Below are 17,487 nucleotides of genomic sequence, written 5' to 3' on the forward strand. Positions count from 1 at the left end.
GCCGAGCTCCGGGGGACTCTCCACTGCCACCTGTTGCGGCGTCGGGCTCAGCGGATGGCGTTGCCGATCACAGCGCCGATGATCCCGCTGACCAGTGCGACCATCACCGCATCGTTACCCGACTGCACCCACTGGTAGCCGCGCGGTGCGGCGTTCAGGTGATAGGCCCGGGGATTGCTGATCACCCGGTAATTCTGTGCCTGGCGGCGGTCGAAGCGCTGGCCCTTGGCCCAGCGATGCTGGCCGTAGCGATAGTCGTTCTGCGCATAGCGGCGATCATTCTTGCGGACGACGGTCTTGTTCTTCACGACCGTGCGGCCGTTGGATCCGTAATGCACCGTCTTCTGTTCGACGCGCTGCTGATAGGGCGCCGCCTGTGCCTGGCTGGCGACCAGCGGGCTGGCGATCATGCTGGTTGCGGCCAGCGCCATCAGAAACTTTTTCATCGTTCGTTCCTCTTGTTCCGGCGCCTTCAGCGGCGTCGAAAACAGAAATAGGCGGCGACTGTCGCAAGGATGTGCCGGGAACGGGCGAATATGTCGGAAAGTGTAACAGCAATTACACCGACAGGAGCAGCCCCCCTCCCGCCGCGATGCCGAGCAGCGGCAGCACACCCAGCCGGAACCGGAAGAGCAGGATCGCTGCGCCGACGCCAAGCAAGCCGGCCCGCCAGTCGAAGCTCGACCAGTCGGGCAGATACAGCCGCAACGGCCCCCATCGGCCTTCGCCGACGGCTGCGAACAGCACATGCAGCGCGAACCACATTGCGAGATTGGCGATCACGCCAACCACAGCAGCGGTGAGCGCAGCCAGCCCGCCCTGCAAGCGGGGCGCCCGCTCCAGCCGCTCCATCCACGGCGCCATCGCGAAGATCCACAGGAAGCAGGGCGCGAAGGTGACCCAGGTGGTGAGTGCCGCGCCGATCATCCCGGCGACGAGCGGGCTGAACGGATCAGGCGCGCGGAATGCGCCGAGGAATCCGACGAACTGCGTGACCATGATCAGCGGCCCCGGCGTGGTCTCCGCCAAGCCGAGCCCGTCCGCCATCTCGCCCGCGCTCAGCCAGTGATAGGATTGAACCGCCTCCTGCGCCATATAGGCGAGCACCGCATAGGCACCGCCGAAGGTGACGATGGCGAGTTGCGAGAAGAAGCTGCCGATCCGCCAGAGCACATGATCCGGCCCCAGCATCAGCAGGATCGCAAGCATCGGAGCCGCCCAGACGAACAGCCAGCCGAGCACGGTACGGATGGTTCCGAGGACGAGCGCGCGACGCGATCCGAATGGCGAGGCGGCCTGCCCGCCATGTTGCGCATGGGCGCCCAGCCAATCGGGGCGCCACGCCGCGACGATCATGCCGAGCGCGCCACTGCCGAGCACGACCAGGGGGAAAGGCAGGTCGAGAAGGAACAGCGCGACGAAGGATGCGATGGCGAGCAGTGCCTTGAAACGCGTATCGAGTGCACGCCGGCCGATCCGGATCAGCGCCTGCGCGACAATTGCGAGCACCGCCGCCTTGATCCCCAGGAACAGTGCCGCGAACCAGCGGAGATCGGCGGCATAAGCGTAGAGGATCGAGAGACCGAGAATGACCAGCGCACCGGGCAGCACGAACAGCAGCCCCGCAGCCAACCCGCCCTTCAGCCCGTGCAGCCGCCAACCGATCCAGGTAGCCAATTGCTGCGCCTCCGGCCCCGGCAGCAGATGGCAGAGGTTGAGCGCGCGCAGATACTGCCCCTCATCGACCCATCCGCGCTTCTCCACGATCTCCTCATGCATCAGCGCGATCTGCCCGGCGGGCCCACCGAAGCTGACAAGGCCAATACGGCCAAAAACACCCACCATGTCCCGGAATTGCGGTTGCGTCATCAATACGTCCCCAACGGCCCAGAAGAGCCGGAAATGCCGCAACGCTTGGGCGGGGACGCCTGATCGGGAGGTTGCCTTGCCCCGAAATGTCATCATAGCAGCGCCGGGGACGCGGCTTCAAGTCGTTGCGACGGCATATTGATCGCAACGCGAAGCTGTGACAAAGACGCTGGCGATGACGTACTTTACCACCTCGCATAAGGGCTATTGGCGCTTCCGGTAGGGAGCGGCGCGTCATCATTCATGACCATCGCCGCCGGGTACGGTGAGCGCATGGGTCCAAGCGAAAATTCACCTGCCGCGGCGGCCTTCGAGAAAGGCGAACCGTGACACATCATCTCGAAATCACCACGCCGCGCAGCACGATCGCGCCGCTCGGCGATGCCGATGCGGACGAGGTCCAGCGCATCACCGACGCGTCGGTCACAGCGCGCGTCTCCTTCCTGCCCACCCCCTTCACACTGGATGATGCGCGGGCGCTGATCGCGGAAAGCGCCGACCGCTGCTTCCATGGCGTGCGAGATCGGACAACCGGTGAGCTGCACGGCGTGATCGGCGTGCATGAACGCCCCTTCGGCGCGGTCGAGATCGGTTACTGGTTCGCGGCCGCCGCGCGTGGCCAGGGACTGGCGACCGAAGCGGTGGAAGCGACGCTCGCCACCCTGGAAGATCTGCCCGGCTGCAACGGGATCGAGGCGGAATGCGAACTCGACAATCGTCCGTCCTGGAGCCTGCTCGAAAAATTGGGCTTCCGCGCAACCGGCGATGCCGGCCAGCGCCCCGAACGCATGCTCATGCGCTGGCATGGCCGGCCCGGGATCAGGATCGATGTATGCTAGGATGATCTCCAGCCGGATATCCGGCTGGAGATCATCTGGATCAGGCGAAAGTGATCTGGTTGATGCTGGAGATGCCGAGCAGGGTGACGGAGCCGCCCTGTTCGAGGTTGAGGCGCAGGTCGACGATGGTGTCGCCATTGGTGTCGGCGGCGACGACGCTGAGGATATCCATGCCGTCGGCGAGATCGACCACGTCCTGGCCGGGCGTATAGTCGGTGATGACGTCGTGTCCGTCCTGGAAGTTGATCAGGAACACGTCCTTGCCCGCCCCGCCCGTCAGCGTGTCGTTGCCCGCGCCGCCGATCAGCGTATCGTCTCCGCCCATGCCGTTCAGGCTCTGGTTGCCCGCGAAGCCGTAGAGCCGGTCCTCGTCCGCCGTGCCGGTGAGCACGCCGCCGCTCCCGCGGCCGCCGCCCACCACTTGCACGCCATCGACGATCGCGGTGACGGTGAAGGTGACGGTGGCGGTGCTGGTGAGCCCGCCCGCGTCGCTGACGGTGTACTGGAAGCTGTCGGTCAGCGTCTGGCCGGGGCTCAGCAGGTCGAACGCCGCTGCGTCCGCGACATATTTGAGCGACTGGCTGGCGGCGTCGAAGATCACATGGCCGCCCGTGCCCGCGCCGTTCACCGAGACGATCGTCAGCGCATCGCCGTTGCCGTCGGTATCGTTGCCGATCAGCGTAGACCAGAGATTGGCGCTGGTCTTGCCCTCGTCGATCGCCAGCGCGTCGGCGACCGCCACCGGCCGGTCGTTCACCACCACGGTCAGCGCCTGCTCGGTGAAGAGCCCGCCGGCATCCGCCGCGCGCACGGTGAGGCTGTAGCTCGGCCGGCTCTCGAAACTCGCGGTCGTGCCCGTGGTCGTGATCACGCCGTTGGCGTCGATGTGGAACAGCCCGGCATCGGCGCCCGACAGCGACCAGATGATCGTGTCGCCATCCACATCGCTCGCGGATGCCGTGCCCACCACCGCGCCTGCCGCCGCGCCCTCGTTCACCCGGTCACTGTCGATGACAAGGTCCGCCGGCTTGTCGTTGACCGCGTTGACCGTCAGGTTGACGGTGGTGACATTGCCGTTGTCGGCACCGTCATTGGGGCGATAGGTGAAGCTGTCCGCGCCATTGTAATTGGCATTGGGTGTGTAGGTGAAGCTGCCGTTCGGGTTCAGCGTCAACGTGCCATGCGTTGGCCCCGTCACCAGCACGGCATTGAGCGTATTGCCCTCCACATCGCTGTCGTTGCCCAGCACGCCCGGACCGCTGACGACCAGCGGCGTATCCTCGTCGGTCGAATAACCGTCATTCACCCCCACCGGCGCGTCGTTCACCGCCGTGATATTGATGGTCTGGTTCGCCGATCCGGTGAGCGCACCGCCGGTTCCCGTATTGCCGCCATCGTTGATGCCGACGGTCAGCACCGTGCTGGCCGGCGGCGCATCGGTGTCGGCGGTGAAGCTGACGCTGCTCGTCGCGTTGGTGCTCAGCAGATCGTTGATCTGCGCCAGCGTGCCCGTGAGCGTCACCGTGCCCGTGCCGCTGCCCGAGACGTTCGCGCCGCTCGTACCCGCGCTCACCGTCAATATGCCGTAACCCACGCCCAGCGTCACCGTCACGTTGCCGCCGCCCACATCGGCATCGGCGACCGAGACCGTGCCCTTCAGATTGAGCGCCACCTGCTCGGTCGCCGCATAGGCGCTCGCCGAAACCGCCGCCGTCGGCGCATCGTTGATCGCAGTGATATTGATGGTCTGGTTCGCCGATCCGGTGAGCGCACCGCCGCTGCCCGTATTGCCGCCGTCGTCGATACCGACGGTCAGCGTGGTGCTGGCAGGTGGTGTATCGGTGTTGGCCGTGAAGCCGACGCTGCTGGTGGCGTTGGTGCCCAGCAGGTCGCTGATTTGCGCCAGCGTGCCGGTGAGCGTAACGCTGTTCGTGCCGCTGCCCGAGACGTTCGCGCCGCTGGTGCCCGCCGTCACCGTCAATATGCCGTAGCCGACACCCAGCGTCACCGTGATGCTGCCGGTTCCGGCATCGATATCGGCAACCGAGACCGTGCCCTTCAGGTTGAGCGCCACCTGTTCGGTCGCCGCGTAGGCGCTCGCCGAAACCGCTGCCGTCGGCGCGTCGTTCACCGCCGCGACATTGACGGTGCTGGTGACCGTCGTCGTGCCGCCATCGCCATCGGTCAGCGTCCAGCTGATCGTGCGCGCGCCGGCACTCGGCGCATCGCCGCCCGAATTGGCATAGCCGATCGTGCGGAGCAGCGCCTGTACCGCGCCGACCGGCGGGGCCGGACGGCCATCGGGATCGTAGAAATTGAAGGTAAGCGCAGAGCCGCCTACGCCACCGCCCGCGACCAGGCCGATCTGGGTGCCGTTATAATAGACCTGGCGATCGCCGCCCGGAAGCAGGGCGCCCAGCGTAATGACCGCATCGGGGATGATCACCAGTTGATCCTGCGCGGTCACGAGGCCGCCGGTGATCGAGACGGTCAGCGTGCCGCCGTCGAAATTGGTGCTGTCGGCATCCGTGATCGCGGCATTGCCGCTCGCGTCAATCAGCAGCGAGCCATTGCCTTCGGTCCAGGTGACGCTGTCGCCGTTCAGGTTCGAGATCACCGGCACATCGTTGACTGCCGTAATATTGATGGTCTGGCTCGCCGATCCGGTCAGCGCACCGCCGCTGCCGCTATTGCCGCCATCGTTGATGCCGACGGTCAGCAGCGTGCTCGATAGCGGCGTATCGGTGTTGGCGGTGAAGCTGACGCTGCTCGTCGCGTTGGTGCCCAGCAGATCGTTGATCTGCGCCAGCGTGCCGGTGAGCGTGACGCTGTTCGTGCCGCTGCCCGACACATTCGCCCCGCTCGTGCCCGCCGTCACCGTCAATATGCCGTAACCCACGCCCAGCGTCACCGTGATGCTGCCGCTGCCGGAATCGTCGGCGACCGACACCGTGCCCTTCAGGCTGAGCGCCACCTGTTCGGTCGCCGCATAGGCGCTCTCCGAAACCGTCGCCGTCGGCGCATCGTTGACCGCCGCGATCGTGATGGTCTGTGTCGCGGGCGTGGAAGGCTCAGCATCGCCGGGTTCCTGCGCGGTCACGGTCAGCACCGTGCTGGCGGGCGGCGCATCGGTGTTCGCGGTGAAGCTGATGCTGCTGGTGGCGTTGGTGTTCAACAGATCGTTGATTTGCGCCAGCGTGCCGGTGAGCGTCACCGTGCCCGTGCCGCTGCCCGACACGTTCGCGCCACTGGTGCCCGCCGTCACCGTCAAGATGCCGTAACCCACGCTCAGCGTCGCTGTCATGGTGTTGCCGCCGATGTCAGCATCGGCAATCGAGACATTACCCTTAAGATTGAGCGCGACCTGTTCAGTCGCCGCATAGCTTGGCCCCGAAAGTGAAAAGGCGGCAGAACCCCCATTCTGTGGCGGTATCCAAGCGGACGGATTGGCGAAGTTGTTGCTCAAATGAACACCATCAACGCCAAGATCGGTGGACGTCTTCATCCACCAGATCTTCGAACCGTCATAGCCGGATCCCCAGGCCCCTTCGTGCAAAGCGATGAAATAGCTGCCGGCCTCAAGCGTCACGCCAAGGTCGATCGTCGCCAGGATGACATCGTCGGTGCTGCCGCTAAAGTTCAGGCCAGTGTCCACGAGGATCGGCGAGCTGTCAGATCCGGTCAGTAGCAGCGTGCCGGGAGCACCGTTTACCGATGAATAGATGCCCCAGCTCAGCGTACCACTAAAACCGTCCAATATACCATTGTCAGGCTGGACATTATCGTTGAGCGCGGCGGTGATCGTCGTCAGCGTGCGACGTTCGGAAAGCGTGAAACTCTCCGCAGTGACATATTCGGACAGATTAAAAGCATCTGTGAGATTGATCCCGCTCTGGTTGAAGAACGTGCCAGGTGCGGCGATATAAATCGAAGGTGCGATGGTCATCCAATGTCTCCGTAAGAAAGCTCAATGGTCGCCATGGCCATGCCCCCCATTGATGCGGCGAGGAATCGGCCCTCGCCGCTTCGCGGGCAACTTCGTATGTGAGATCAATACGTTGGTCGACTGGAATTGAGTATAATATTTACCCAGAAACAGGCACTCAGCACCGTACTGCAAACGGTGCCGCCCACCCGAGCGGCACCGACCATCGGTATCCTCACCCCTTCCGATCGACCCGGATCGACAGCTCGACATCGTCGGCGAAAGGCACCGACAGATAGCCGCGCGCCGGATCGCGCACGCGCGCCAGATAGTCGGGCGACCAGTCGGCATTGTCGGCCAGGATCAGCGCGCCCGGCGCCAGGACAGGTTCGACGAGATCGAGGATCGCGGGATAAAGCCCCTTGGCGCCGTCGAGCAGCAGCAGGTCGACCCGTTCGGGCAGGTCGCGCGCCAGCGTATCGAGCGCATCGCCTTCGCGGATCTCGACCAGATCGTCGAAGCCCGCTTCCGTCACGGTTTCGCGCGCGGCCGCGACCTTGCCGGGTTCGAACTCGCTGGAGATCAGCCGCGCCCCGCCCACTTCGCCCCAATTGTCGCGCAGCGCCGCAGCGAGATGCAGCGTCGAAACGCCGAATGAGGTGCCGAATTCGACGATGTTGCGTGCGCGACTGCTGCGCGCAAGCATGTAGAGCAGCCGCCCCGTTTCCCGCGAGACCGCGAGATGCGCGTCCTTCATCCAGGTGTAGAGATCGAGATAGCCCTCCTTGTCCGCCATCATCGCGGCGCGCTGCGCTTCGGGAATGGCCTGGATCTGGCTTTGCACCCTGGCCGTCGATGCGTCGGCATCGGCGAACAGCCGGTCGAGCAACGCCGAAAGCGGCGCCTGCATAAGCGTGTTCATCATGGATTTTCTTCCTGACTGATTGACGTGCCGGCCGGGCAAGCAGAATATGCGACGAATTCGTCACATTTCCTATTCGCGTTTCGGAAGCAGTCCATGACCGCACCACGAAAACCCCGAATTTCCTCGCGCAAACAGCCGCGCCAGGCACGTTCGACCCAGTTGGTCGCCGACATATTGCAGGCGGCGGTTCAGGTTCTGGCGGCGGAGGGTGCGGCGCGCTTCACCACCGCCCGCGTCGCCGAGCGCGCCGGAGTCAGCGTCGGTTCGATCTACCAGTATTTCCCCAACAAGGCCGCCATCCTGTTTCGCCTGCAGGCCGACGAATGGCGCGACACCACCACGATGCTCCGCGCGCTGCTCGAAACGCCGGGCCAGCCGCCGATCGAACGGCTGCGCGCCGCGATCCGTGCATTCTTCCGCTCCGAATGCGAGGAGGCGGCGATCCGGACCGCGCTGGCCGACGCCGCCCCGCTCTATCGCCACGCGCCCGAGGCGCGGGCGCATCGTCGCGCCGGGCTGCGTACACTGATCGCCTTCTGGCGCGAAATGTTGCCTGACACGCCACGCGAGCAGCGCCGGCGGATTGCCGACATCATCACCATATCGCTGGGCGCGATCGGCAAGACGATCTCGGAGCGGCACTGGCCGTGCGATGCGGTCGACGCCCATGGCGATGCGGCGGCGGACATGGTCGCGGCCTATGTCGATCGGCTTTCGACGGCGCCCCGCCAGGGTTGAGGTCAGCCCGTGCGATCGCCCTCGTCGCCGGCGCTTCCTGCCCGCTCCACCGCGCGATCGGCCGCCGCGATCAGGCGCCGGCCCATTTCGCGCGCCGCGCGCGGCGTCAACGACAGGGCAATACCGTTGGGGCCATCGATCATCACCTCTCCGCCCTCGACGGTAACGGCACCCGACGTGTCGAACGCTGTGTTGCTATGCATCGCCTTACGCTCCACCTGCCCCGGCATGGCGGAAACCTTCGGCGAAACAACAGGTTCCGTCAGCGCGGGAAACCGCCGAGATGGAGATAGAAGGGATCGAACTCGGCGGCGGCGGCCAGCCCGTCGGGGTCGAGGATCTCGACGGTCTTGGTCTTGAACCGCGCCAGCCCCGCCTCGCGCAACTGGCGCAGCACGCGGTTAACATGCACATTGGTGAGGCCGCAGGCATCGGCGATATCGGTCTGGCTGAGCGGCAACTGATAGCTGTTGCCGGTCGTGCGCTCGACCACCTTCATCCGCGCATGGAGTTCGCACAGCAGATGCGCGACCCGTTCTTTCGCGGTGCGGCGCCCCACCGTCAGCACCCATTCGCGGTGAAGGGCCGCGTCGAGCAGCGTGCTCAGCCACAGCATCCGCGCAAGGTGCGGATGCGTCTCGGTAATGGCGCGAAGGCCCACATGCGGGAAGAGAGCGATGCGCACCGGGGTCAGCGCCACCACGTCATGCTCCAGGCTCTGGACCAGGAAGCTGTGGAGATCGACGAAATCGCCAGGCACGTGCAGCGCCACGATCTGCCGCCTTCCGTCCGAAAGCGTGCTCTGCCGCGCGACGATGCCGTCCAGCAGCAAATGACTCTGCGTCTGCGGCCGGCGCTCATGCACGAGCACCTCCTTGGGCTTCGCCTCCCGAAAGCCGGCACAGGCGCGTTCGAGCGCCTGTTCCTCGTCGTCGGATACCACATCGCGGCAACGCAGTTTCAGAAACTGCGCCGCAAGTTCGCCACGGGTCGCCTTGCCTGTCTCGCTTGCCACGCCGCACCATAGGCAATTCTCGGCAGCGATACGAGCATCTATCGCGGGTGAGCGTGACGTCGCAGAATCCCGGCGGAGGGCTTTATCGTGCGGACCTGGCTGGTGCGATCGACATCGACCAGACCGAAACGTTGGCGATAGCCGAACAGCCATTCGAAATTGTCGAGCAGCGACCAGTAGAAATAGCCGCGTACATCGGCGCCGTCGGCGATCGCATCGCCCAGACCCCCCAGCGCGGCCATAATAAAGGCGCCGCGCCGGTAATCATCCTCACCCGGATAGCCGTTCTCGGTGACGATCATCGGAACCGGCCAACGACTGGAAACCCAGCGGCACACTGCACCCAGCGCTTCGGGTCTATCCTCCCATCCCATCGACGTGAGCGGCGCGCCCGCCGCCGGCCCGGTGCCGCCATCGGCACGCGACATGGTACGCGAATAGGTCTGGATACCGATGAAATCATCTTCTGCCGCCGCATCGAGGAACGGCGCGTAGAAATAGGCCTGGCGTGCGTCGCGATAGGCTTCGCCGCCCGGCTCGGCGCTCTCCTCCGAAATCGCCAGCGTCATGCCGACGGGCACGTCGGGCCGCACCGCCTTGATCGCGTCGCGCCCCGCCGCGTGCGCCCTGCGGCCATTGTCGAGGATCGTCGCTTCATCGGCGAACAGGAAAAAGGCGGAGAGCGGTGCCCCCAGCGCCCGTTCCGCCGCGACGCGCTGATCCGCGGTCGCGAGGTTCTGGAAATAACGGCCGGCCATGATCGGCAGGTTGAGTTCGTTGATCGTGCAGGCCAGCGCCATGCCATCGAGCACGGTGGCGGCGCGATGGCAATAATCGCCGAAGCGCTCCGGGAAATCGGGCGCGGCGAAACCGCCCATCCGCGCCAGCCAGCGCGGCTGGGTGAAATGGTGGAAGGTGACGACGGGCGCGATGCCCTGCGCCAGGCAAACATCGATGCAGCGCCGGTAATGATCGAGCGCCGCCGTCGAGAAAAAACCCGGTTCCGGCTCGATCCGCGCCCATTCGATCGAAAAACGATAGGCGCCAAGGCCAAGCGACGCGACGATCGCGACATCCTGCGCGAAGCGATGATAGTGATCGGCCGCATCGCCCGACGGCTCGGCGAAGAGCGAAGGCACGGCATGTTCGAGCGCCCAGCAGTCCGAATTGACATTGCCCCCTTCCACCTGATGCGCGGCGGTGGCGGTGCCCCAGAGGAAATCGGACGGAAACGATGCGCCGCTCATTTGCGGAACGCCGGATTGGCGAAATTGAAGATATAGGCGCGGCGACGGCGATCGGCCGTGCGGTTGCCCGATGTGAAGTGCGGGGTTCCGTAATTATGCACCGTCGCACCGCCCGCGCGCAGCGGACAGGCGACCGCCTGGGCCAGATCGAGTTCGCCCTCGTCGCTGATCGCCAGCAGGCGCTGCGTATAATCCGCCTCGCCCGCCGCGACATGATGCTCGAGCATCGGCGCGTCATGCACGCCGGGCACGAAATGCATGCAGCCATTCTCCTCGTCGACATCGTCGAGCGCGAGCCAGAACTGCACGACCTGATCGCTCGGGATCGCCGCACCCGCCGGCGCGAAGGGCATTTGCGAATAGGAGAAATCCTGATGCCAGGGCGTCACCGCCTGCTGGCCCGGTTCCTTGTAGATCAGCATGTCGAACACCGGCACCGGCGCGTCGACGCCCAGCAACCCCTTCGACAATTCGCGCGCGGCATCGAGCGCCGGATTGTCGCGGAAGATCGGATGATAGGCGGAGGGCAGCATGATCTGCCGGGTGATTCGGCCCAGCGGATTGTCGGTGGCGGTCACATCGATCCGGCCCGCCAGCATATCGTCATAAACCGCGCCGATCGCGGCTACGGTCGCGGCATCCGCCAACCGGGGGATGACCAGGAAACCGTCCCTTCTGAACCTCTCGATCGCGCAGGATTCCATCGTCTTCCTCTCGCCAGCGGGCCCGTTCGATGCGGCAGGCCCTTACCGAATGCGCAAAGACTAAATCGAACCCGTTGACATAATCAAGAATTAGATAGAATTTATGCGTATTCGACCATTCAATATAGAGTTGGCGAGCATAGGAGGGATCATGGGACGGTGCCGTGGACGCGCGATCAAGGCGCTGATTGCTTCGCTTTCCGTCGTGGGTGCCGGCGGCGTTTTCGCGTTGCCAGCCCAGGCGCAGCAGACCGACGAGGATGCGGCGCGCACCGGCGAGATCATCGTGACCGCGCAGAAGCGCGAGGAAGCGCTTCAGGACGTGCCGATCTCGATCGCGGTGGTCGGCGGTGAAACGCTCGACAAGCTTCAGCTCAATGCCGCGACCGACCTGCAATATATCGTACCCGGCCTCTCCTCCCCCGCCCAGTCGGGCCCTCGCAATTTCGGCTTCTTCATCCGCGGGGTCGGCACCAACACCTTCTCGTCAGAAACGATCGAACCCAGCACCGCTTATGTCGTCGACGGTGTGGTGATGGGGCAGAGCGGCGCGACCCTGGTCGACCTGCCCGATATCGCGCGGATCGAGGTGCTGCGCGGGCCGCAGAGCACATTGTTCGGCAAGAATGCGAGCGCGGGCGTGATCAACATCGTCACGCACCGGCCATCGGACACACTCGAATTCCGCGCCGGGATCAGCGCCGCATGGCCAAATGACGATATCCACGCCTATGGTTACCTGTCCGGCCCGCTGGCGGACTCGCTGCGTTTCTCGGTTTCGGGCCGGCGCAGCGTGCGTGAAGGCTATATCCGGAACCTGCCCGATGGCCGCCGTTTCAACAATCGCGACGAATATGGCTTTCGCGGCAAGCTGGAATGGCAGCCGTCGGACAGGCTGCGCGCGACCCTGATCGGCGATTACTGGAAGAGCAACGCCAATTGCTGCATCTGGACGGTCGAGCGCTTCGCGACGCCGGGGCCGCCGGCGACCGCGCCGTTCCTGTTCGAAGCCCCGGCGATCGCCCGGCTCGGCATGAATCCGGGGCGCGGCAACCAGTTCCAGACCATCAACGGCGACGTCTTCGCCAAGGTGAAGAGCTATGGCGCCTCGTTCCAGCTCGACTACGAGCTGGGCGATCACACCCTGACCTCGATCAGCGGCTGGCGCGGCTTCGAGACGCTCGACGGCCTCGATTCCGATTCCTCGACCGACAATTTTCTCGACGTCAATTTCGGCAAGCACAAGCAGGACCAGATCTCGCAGGAGCTGCGCATCGCGTCGCCGACCGGCGGCTTCATCGACTATGTCGCCGGCCTCTATTATTTCCGCCAGACCGTGGACTCGTTCACGCGCCAGCTTTTCCCCGGGCTGTTCTTCCTCCCCTTCTTCAACCGCGAAGTCTATGTCGACGTCGCAACGCGCAACATGGCGGCGTTCGGCCAGGCCAATCTGCACCCGACCGACCGCCTGACGCTGACCCTGGGCGCGCGCTGGCTCACCGAGAAGCAGACGGTGGGTAAGAGCCGCACCGACACGCTGACGCTCGCGACCGACAGCGCGCGCGTCAGCGGCAAGGACGATGCGCTGACCTGGCGGCTGGGCATGGAGTATGAATTCACGCCCGATATCATGGCCTTTGCGGCCGTGACGCGCGGTTACAAGGGCGGCGGTTTCGACAGCAACATCGCGGTCCAGCCGCTGTTGCCGGTGGGGCCGGAGCGTCCGACCAGCTACGAGATCGGCCTGCGCACCAGCGTCCCCGATGCCGGGCTCACCTTCAACGTCACCGGCTTCTATGCCGATATCAAGGGTTACCAGACCGCCAGCCGCGATCCGATCGCGCTCACCTTCCCGCTCACCAACGGCGATGCCAAGACCAGGGGTTTCGAGGCGGAACTGAGCTGGCAGCCGGTGAAGGGCAAGGATTTCTACCTGACCGGCGGCGTCGCCTATACCAACGCCGAATGGGGCGATTTCCCGGGGGCGCCCTGCGCGGGCGGGCAATCCGCCGCGCAGGGCTGTATCGGTGGCGTGCAGGACCTGACGGGCAAGCCCCTGCCCTTCGCGCCCAAATGGGCGTTCAATATCGGCGCGGACTATGCCCAACCGATCGGCGGTGACTTGAAGATCGGCGGCACGATCAATTACAACTACCGCTCGAAACAGATGATCGGCTTCCCCAACGCCGTCGACGCGATCGAGCCCGGCTATGGCCTGCTCGGCGGCGCGATCAGCCTGGGCGACGTGAACGACGCCTGGAAGGTCTCGGTCTTCGGCAAGAACCTGACCGACGAGAATTTCCGCACCTTCGCGTTCAACAGCTCGAACGGCACGCTCAACCAGTATCGCGTCTACGAATCCCGCCGGATCATCGGCGTCGCCTTCGATGTCGCATTCTGAACCGGGCAACACCAGTGACGGAAGCACAAGCGCCACGGCTGCTGGCGGGCATCAGCTTCCTGACGCCCGCCGAACTGCCCGACTGGTTGGCAGGGCCGCGCGGCGACCGTGCCACCGTCTATGCCGCGTTGAAGGCGGCAGGCTATGAGGCGATCCAGACGCTGGAGCCACAGGCGGCGATCGATGCCGGGCTGATCCCGAGCGGGCTGATGCGCATCTTCCGCGACGTCGGGCAGATGCGCGAACAGGCGCGACATTGGCGCGATGCCGGATGCGATTGCTCGACGGTCCAACTCGGCGACGGCTTCGAAAGCGACGACGAGATGCTGCGGCTGGCGGAGGCGATGCTCGATATCGCACAGGTGCTGAACCACCCCATCTATCTGGAAACGCACCGCGCGACGATGACGCAGGACATCAAGCGCACGCTCGACCTGGTCGAACGCCTGCCGGAGCTTCGCTTCAACGGCGATTTCGGCCATTGGTATATCGGTCACGAACTGACCTATGGCGACATGGACATGAAGTTCGAACGGATGCGGCCGGTGTTCGAGCGTACGCGCTTCATGCATCTGCGCGTCTCGTCCAACGCATTCGGCCAATTGACCGCGAGCGACCCGGCCGAAGCACGGCACCTCGACTATTACCGGCGGATGTGGACGGCGAGCTTCGAGGGATTCCTGCGCGACGCGCGGCCCGGCGACTATTTCGCGGTCCATCCCGAACTGCTGCCGGCGCACGCCTGCTATCCCAGGATGCTGCCCGACGGTGGCGGCGGCTGGCGCGAGGAAAGCGACCGCTGGACCGAATCCGCCTTTCTGATCGAGGTCGCGCGCCAATGCTTCGCCGACGCCCAGGCGGCGCTCCGGCCCGGCCGCTGATGCGCGGGCTCGCGATCCTCGCGTTCATGCTGACCGCCGCCTCGCCCCCCGCCCATGCCCGTACGCTCGATGGCGCGCCCATCGTCGCAAGACCGCCCGCCGGCGCATTGGAGGGCCGATCGCGGGACGGGATCGATGCGTTCGCGGGCATTCCCTATGCCGCCCAGCCGATCGGCCCGCTGCGCTGGCGCCCGCCCGCCCCCGCCCCGCGCTGGCATGGCGTGCGCAGCGCGATGGAGTTCGGCAAGGATTGCCCGCAGGTCCGGTTCGAGGGCGACAAGACCCCGTCGACCCAGCCGATGGGTGAGGATTGCCTGGCGCTCAACATCTGGCGCCCCGCCGGCGCGCACAAGCTGCCGGTGATGGTGTGGATCCATGGCGGTGCCTTCGTCGCGGGATCGAGCGCGTCGCCCACGCTCGACGGCGCCGATCTGGCGCGGCGCGGTGTCGTGCTTGTCAGCTTCAACTATCGGCTGGGCCGGTTCGGCTTCTTCGCGCATCCTGCGCTCACCGCCGAAGCGGGCGGCAAACCGCACGCCAATTTCGCATTTCTCGACATGATCGCGGCGCTCAAATGGGTAAAGGCCAATATCGCGGCGTTGGGCGGCGATCCCGGCAACGTGACGATCTTCGGCGAGTCCGCCGGCGGCGCCGCGGTCGATTTCCTGATGGCGTCGCCACTCGCCAAGGGGCTGTTCCACAAGGCGATCGTCCAGTCCGGCGCCAATCGCGAACCCTATGCGCGGCTGGGCGTCGATCGTCCCACGCGCATCTCGGGTGAAAAGGCGGGTGCCGCCTTTGTCGCGCAGGCCGGCTCCCCAAGGGCCGACGCCGCCGTGCTGCGCGCGATCCCCGCCGACCGGGTTCAGGGCGGGCTCGCCATGTGGGATCTCCAGCCCGACCGTTTCAACGGGCCGATCATCGACGGGCGAAGCGTGGTCGACGATCCGGTCTCGCGCTTCGCGGCTGGCAAGGTGCCGCGCATTCCCTTCATCATCGGATCGACCGGCGCCGAACTGAGCCAGGAGGCGTTCGCGCCCGCACTGATGGGGCTGATCCGGGGCCAGGTCGATCCGGCGAACCTGGCGGGGCTGCTGCGCGCCTATGGCGATCCGCCCGAGCCCGCGCTGATCGACGATTATTTCTTCGGGGAAGCCGCGCGCGGCTTCGCGCGGATCATGCACGCACATGGGGCGCCCACATGGCGCTATCTGTTCGATCATGTGACGGCGGCCGAGCACGCGACGCGCCAGGGCGCCAACCATGCCTCCGAACTCGCCTATCTTTTCGGCACGCTGCCCGACGATGCCGCGCCCGCCGACCGCAAGACCGCGCGGCTGATCGGCGACTACTGGACCAGTTTCGCGAAGACCGGCGTGCCGGGCGCCCCCGGCCTGCCCGCCTGGCCGCGCGCGGGCACCGGCGATCCCCTGCTGCTGTTCCGCGACGGAGCCGCGTCCGCCATCCATGACGGCAATGCCGCACGGCTCGACGCCGTCGAACGCACCATGACCGCGCGCCGCGCGAGAGAGGCGACACCATGACCGGGCACCGGCTGAGCACCGCGAAGAAGATCGGCTTCACGCTCGGCGACTATGCCAGCAATCTCTATTGGCAGAGCGTCTCGATCTTCCTGCTGTTCTTCTACACCGACGCGGTGGGCATTCCGGCGGCGACCGCCGGGCTCATCTACATGATCGCCTCGATCGTCGACGCGCTGCAGGATCCGGTCATGGGCAGCATCGCGGATCGCACGCGCAGCCGCTATGGCCGCTATCGCCCCTATATCCTGTTCGGCTGCGTGCCGCTGGGCCTGTCGTTCATCCTGCTCTACTGGCGTCCACCCTTCGAGGGCGCCGGGCTGGCGCTGTGGATGCTCGCCACCCACATCATCTTCCGCACCGCCTATACGGTGGTCACCATCCCCTATACCTCGCTGAACGCGCGGCTCACCGACAGTTCGGACGAACGCTCGACCATCGCGGGCTATCGCATGGTCTTCGGCGTGCTCGCGGCGCTCACCATCGTCTATTTCACCTATCCGCTGGTCAGCTGGTTCGGCGGCAGCGGATCGACCCAGGGCTTCACCTGGGCGGCGGCGGTGTTCGCGGTGGTCGCGACCGCGATTTATCCGCTGGTCTATCGCATCACCAGCGAGCCGCCCGAAAGCGCGGTGGCGGACGTCAAGCTCGACCTTGGCGGCTATTGGCGTGCGCTCAGGAGGAACCGCGCCTTCTGGATCCTGATCCTCGCCACCGTCTCCGCCTTTGTCTGCTCGGTCGCGCTCGGCAAGTCGGTGCTCTATTATTTCAAATATTATCTCGACGACGAAGCCGCCTCGCGGCCCGCGCTGCTCGGCATGTCCGCGGTCGGGCTGGTGGCGATCCCGGCCTGGGTGTGGATCACTAAGTTCATCGGCAAGCGCAACGCCTGGTTCGCCGGGACCGTCCTCAACCTCGTCATGCTCGCGATCTTCGCCACGCACGAATTCGATTCACCCTGGCCGATGACGATCTGGCTGATCGCCAGCAGCATGGGATCGCTGGGGCTGGCGCTCACCTTCTGGTCGATGCTGCCCGACACCGTCGAATATGGCGAATGGATGACGGGCGAGCGCACCGAATCCTTCATCTTCGGCCTGTTCCAGTTCTTCCTGAAAGTGGCGCTGGGCGTCGGCGCGGGCGTGTTCGGCTGGCTGCTCGATTCGGTCGGCTATGTCGCCAACGCCCCGCAGACGCCCGAAACGCTGGCAGGCATCAAGGCGATCATGATCTGGCTGCCCGGCGCCGGCATGATCGTGGCCGGACTCGCCATGTTTTTCTACCCCATCCGCCGCGGCGATCATGAGGCGATCGTCGAGAAACTCGCCGCACGCCGCCGGTCCGCATCGCAAAATTCAGTCGATGATTAGCATTTGATAGAAAATTGATCGAAAATTGGCTT

The 17,487-nt window shown here is 65.4% G+C and carries 14 protein-coding genes; 6 read left to right on the top strand and 8 right to left on the bottom strand.

Annotation, left to right across the window (positions count from 1 at the left end; translation table 11 throughout):
• Window positions 1–47 precede the first annotated feature (47 nt).
• Both ACODTA_RS07495 and chrA read right to left on the bottom strand, forming a co-directional pair.
• Window positions 48–446: an RcnB family protein gene (locus ACODTA_RS07495; RefSeq protein WP_489065237.1), complete on the bottom strand. Its 399-nt coding sequence runs from the start codon at window positions 444–446 to the stop codon at window positions 48–50.
• A 112-nt stretch (window positions 447–558) separates the two neighbouring features.
• Entirely contained in the window at window positions 559–1,869 is a 1,311-nt protein-coding gene (chrA, locus tag ACODTA_RS07500) for a chromate efflux transporter (RefSeq protein WP_489065238.1), read from the bottom strand.
• A 326-nt stretch (window positions 1,870–2,195) separates the two neighbouring features.
• On the opposite strand from chrA, the gene ACODTA_RS07505 reads away from it, so the two are divergent.
• Complete coding sequence (locus tag ACODTA_RS07505) at window positions 2,196–2,708, top strand: GNAT family N-acetyltransferase (RefSeq protein WP_489065239.1); 513 nt, start codon at window positions 2,196–2,198, stop codon at window positions 2,706–2,708.
• 40 nt (window positions 2,709–2,748) lie between these two features.
• On the opposite strand, the gene ACODTA_RS07510 is transcribed toward ACODTA_RS07505, so the two are convergent.
• Both ACODTA_RS07510 and ACODTA_RS07515 read right to left on the bottom strand, forming a co-directional pair.
• The gene (locus ACODTA_RS07510; protein WP_489065240.1) at window positions 2,749–6,654 is read right to left on the bottom strand and encodes a cadherin-like domain-containing protein; all 3,906 of its coding nucleotides are present in this window, start codon (window positions 6,652–6,654) and stop codon (window positions 2,749–2,751) included.
• 214 nt (window positions 6,655–6,868) lie between these two features.
• The gene (locus tag ACODTA_RS07515) at window positions 6,869–7,558 is read right to left on the bottom strand and encodes an O-methyltransferase (RefSeq protein WP_489065241.1); all 690 of its coding nucleotides are present in this window, start codon (window positions 7,556–7,558) and stop codon (window positions 6,869–6,871) included.
• Window positions 7,559–7,651: 93 nt separating this feature from the next.
• On the opposite strand from ACODTA_RS07515, the gene ACODTA_RS07520 reads away from it, so the two are divergent.
• A complete protein-coding gene (locus ACODTA_RS07520) occupies window positions 7,652–8,296 on the top strand; it encodes a TetR/AcrR family transcriptional regulator (protein WP_489065242.1) in 645 nt (214 codons plus the stop codon).
• 2 nt (window positions 8,297–8,298) lie between these two features.
• Here the strand turns inward: ACODTA_RS07520 and ACODTA_RS07525 are convergent, their stop codons facing one another.
• Genes ACODTA_RS07525 through ACODTA_RS07540 form a run of 4 tightly spaced genes read right to left on the bottom strand, consistent with a single transcriptional unit; the run spans window position 8,299 to window position 11,262 of the window.
• Window positions 8,299–8,499 (bottom strand): hypothetical protein, encoded by a 201-nt coding sequence (locus tag ACODTA_RS07525; protein ID WP_489065243.1) that lies wholly within the window; start codon window positions 8,497–8,499, stop codon window positions 8,299–8,301.
• A 59-nt stretch (window positions 8,500–8,558) separates the two neighbouring features.
• A complete protein-coding gene (locus tag ACODTA_RS07530; RefSeq protein ID WP_489065244.1) occupies window positions 8,559–9,311 on the bottom strand; it encodes a Crp/Fnr family transcriptional regulator in 753 nt (250 codons plus the stop codon).
• Between the two features lie 38 nt (window positions 9,312–9,349).
• Window positions 9,350–10,558, bottom strand: a complete 1,209-nt coding sequence (locus ACODTA_RS07535) for a glycoside hydrolase family 1 protein (RefSeq protein ID WP_489065245.1) — start codon at window positions 10,556–10,558, stop codon at window positions 9,350–9,352.
• Window positions 10,555–11,262: a phytanoyl-CoA dioxygenase family protein gene (locus tag ACODTA_RS07540; protein ID WP_489065247.1), complete on the bottom strand. Its 708-nt coding sequence runs from the start codon at window positions 11,260–11,262 to the stop codon at window positions 10,555–10,557. The genes ACODTA_RS07535 and ACODTA_RS07540 overlap by 4 nt, the downstream gene beginning before the upstream one ends.
• Window positions 11,263–11,413: 151 nt before the next feature.
• Between ACODTA_RS07540 and ACODTA_RS07545 the strand changes: the two genes are divergently transcribed.
• The 4 genes from ACODTA_RS07545 to ACODTA_RS07560 are packed head-to-tail and all read left to right on the top strand — an operon-like array spanning window position 11,414 to window position 17,455.
• Complete coding sequence (locus tag ACODTA_RS07545) at window positions 11,414–13,663, top strand: TonB-dependent receptor (protein ID WP_489065248.1); 2,250 nt, start codon at window positions 11,414–11,416, stop codon at window positions 13,661–13,663.
• A 14-nt stretch (window positions 13,664–13,677) separates the two neighbouring features.
• Window positions 13,678–14,544 (top strand): hypothetical protein, encoded by an 867-nt coding sequence (locus ACODTA_RS07550; protein WP_489065249.1) that lies wholly within the window; start codon window positions 13,678–13,680, stop codon window positions 14,542–14,544.
• The gene (locus tag ACODTA_RS07555; protein WP_489065250.1) at window positions 14,544–16,088 is read left to right on the top strand and encodes a carboxylesterase/lipase family protein; all 1,545 of its coding nucleotides are present in this window, start codon (window positions 14,544–14,546) and stop codon (window positions 16,086–16,088) included. The genes ACODTA_RS07550 and ACODTA_RS07555 overlap by 1 nt, the downstream gene beginning before the upstream one ends.
• Window positions 16,085–17,455 (top strand): MFS transporter, encoded by a 1,371-nt coding sequence (locus tag ACODTA_RS07560; protein WP_489065251.1) that lies wholly within the window; start codon window positions 16,085–16,087, stop codon window positions 17,453–17,455. The genes ACODTA_RS07555 and ACODTA_RS07560 overlap by 4 nt, the downstream gene beginning before the upstream one ends.
• Window positions 17,456–17,487 lie beyond the last annotated feature (32 nt).

The organism is Sphingomonas sp. FG14, assembly GCF_057809675.1.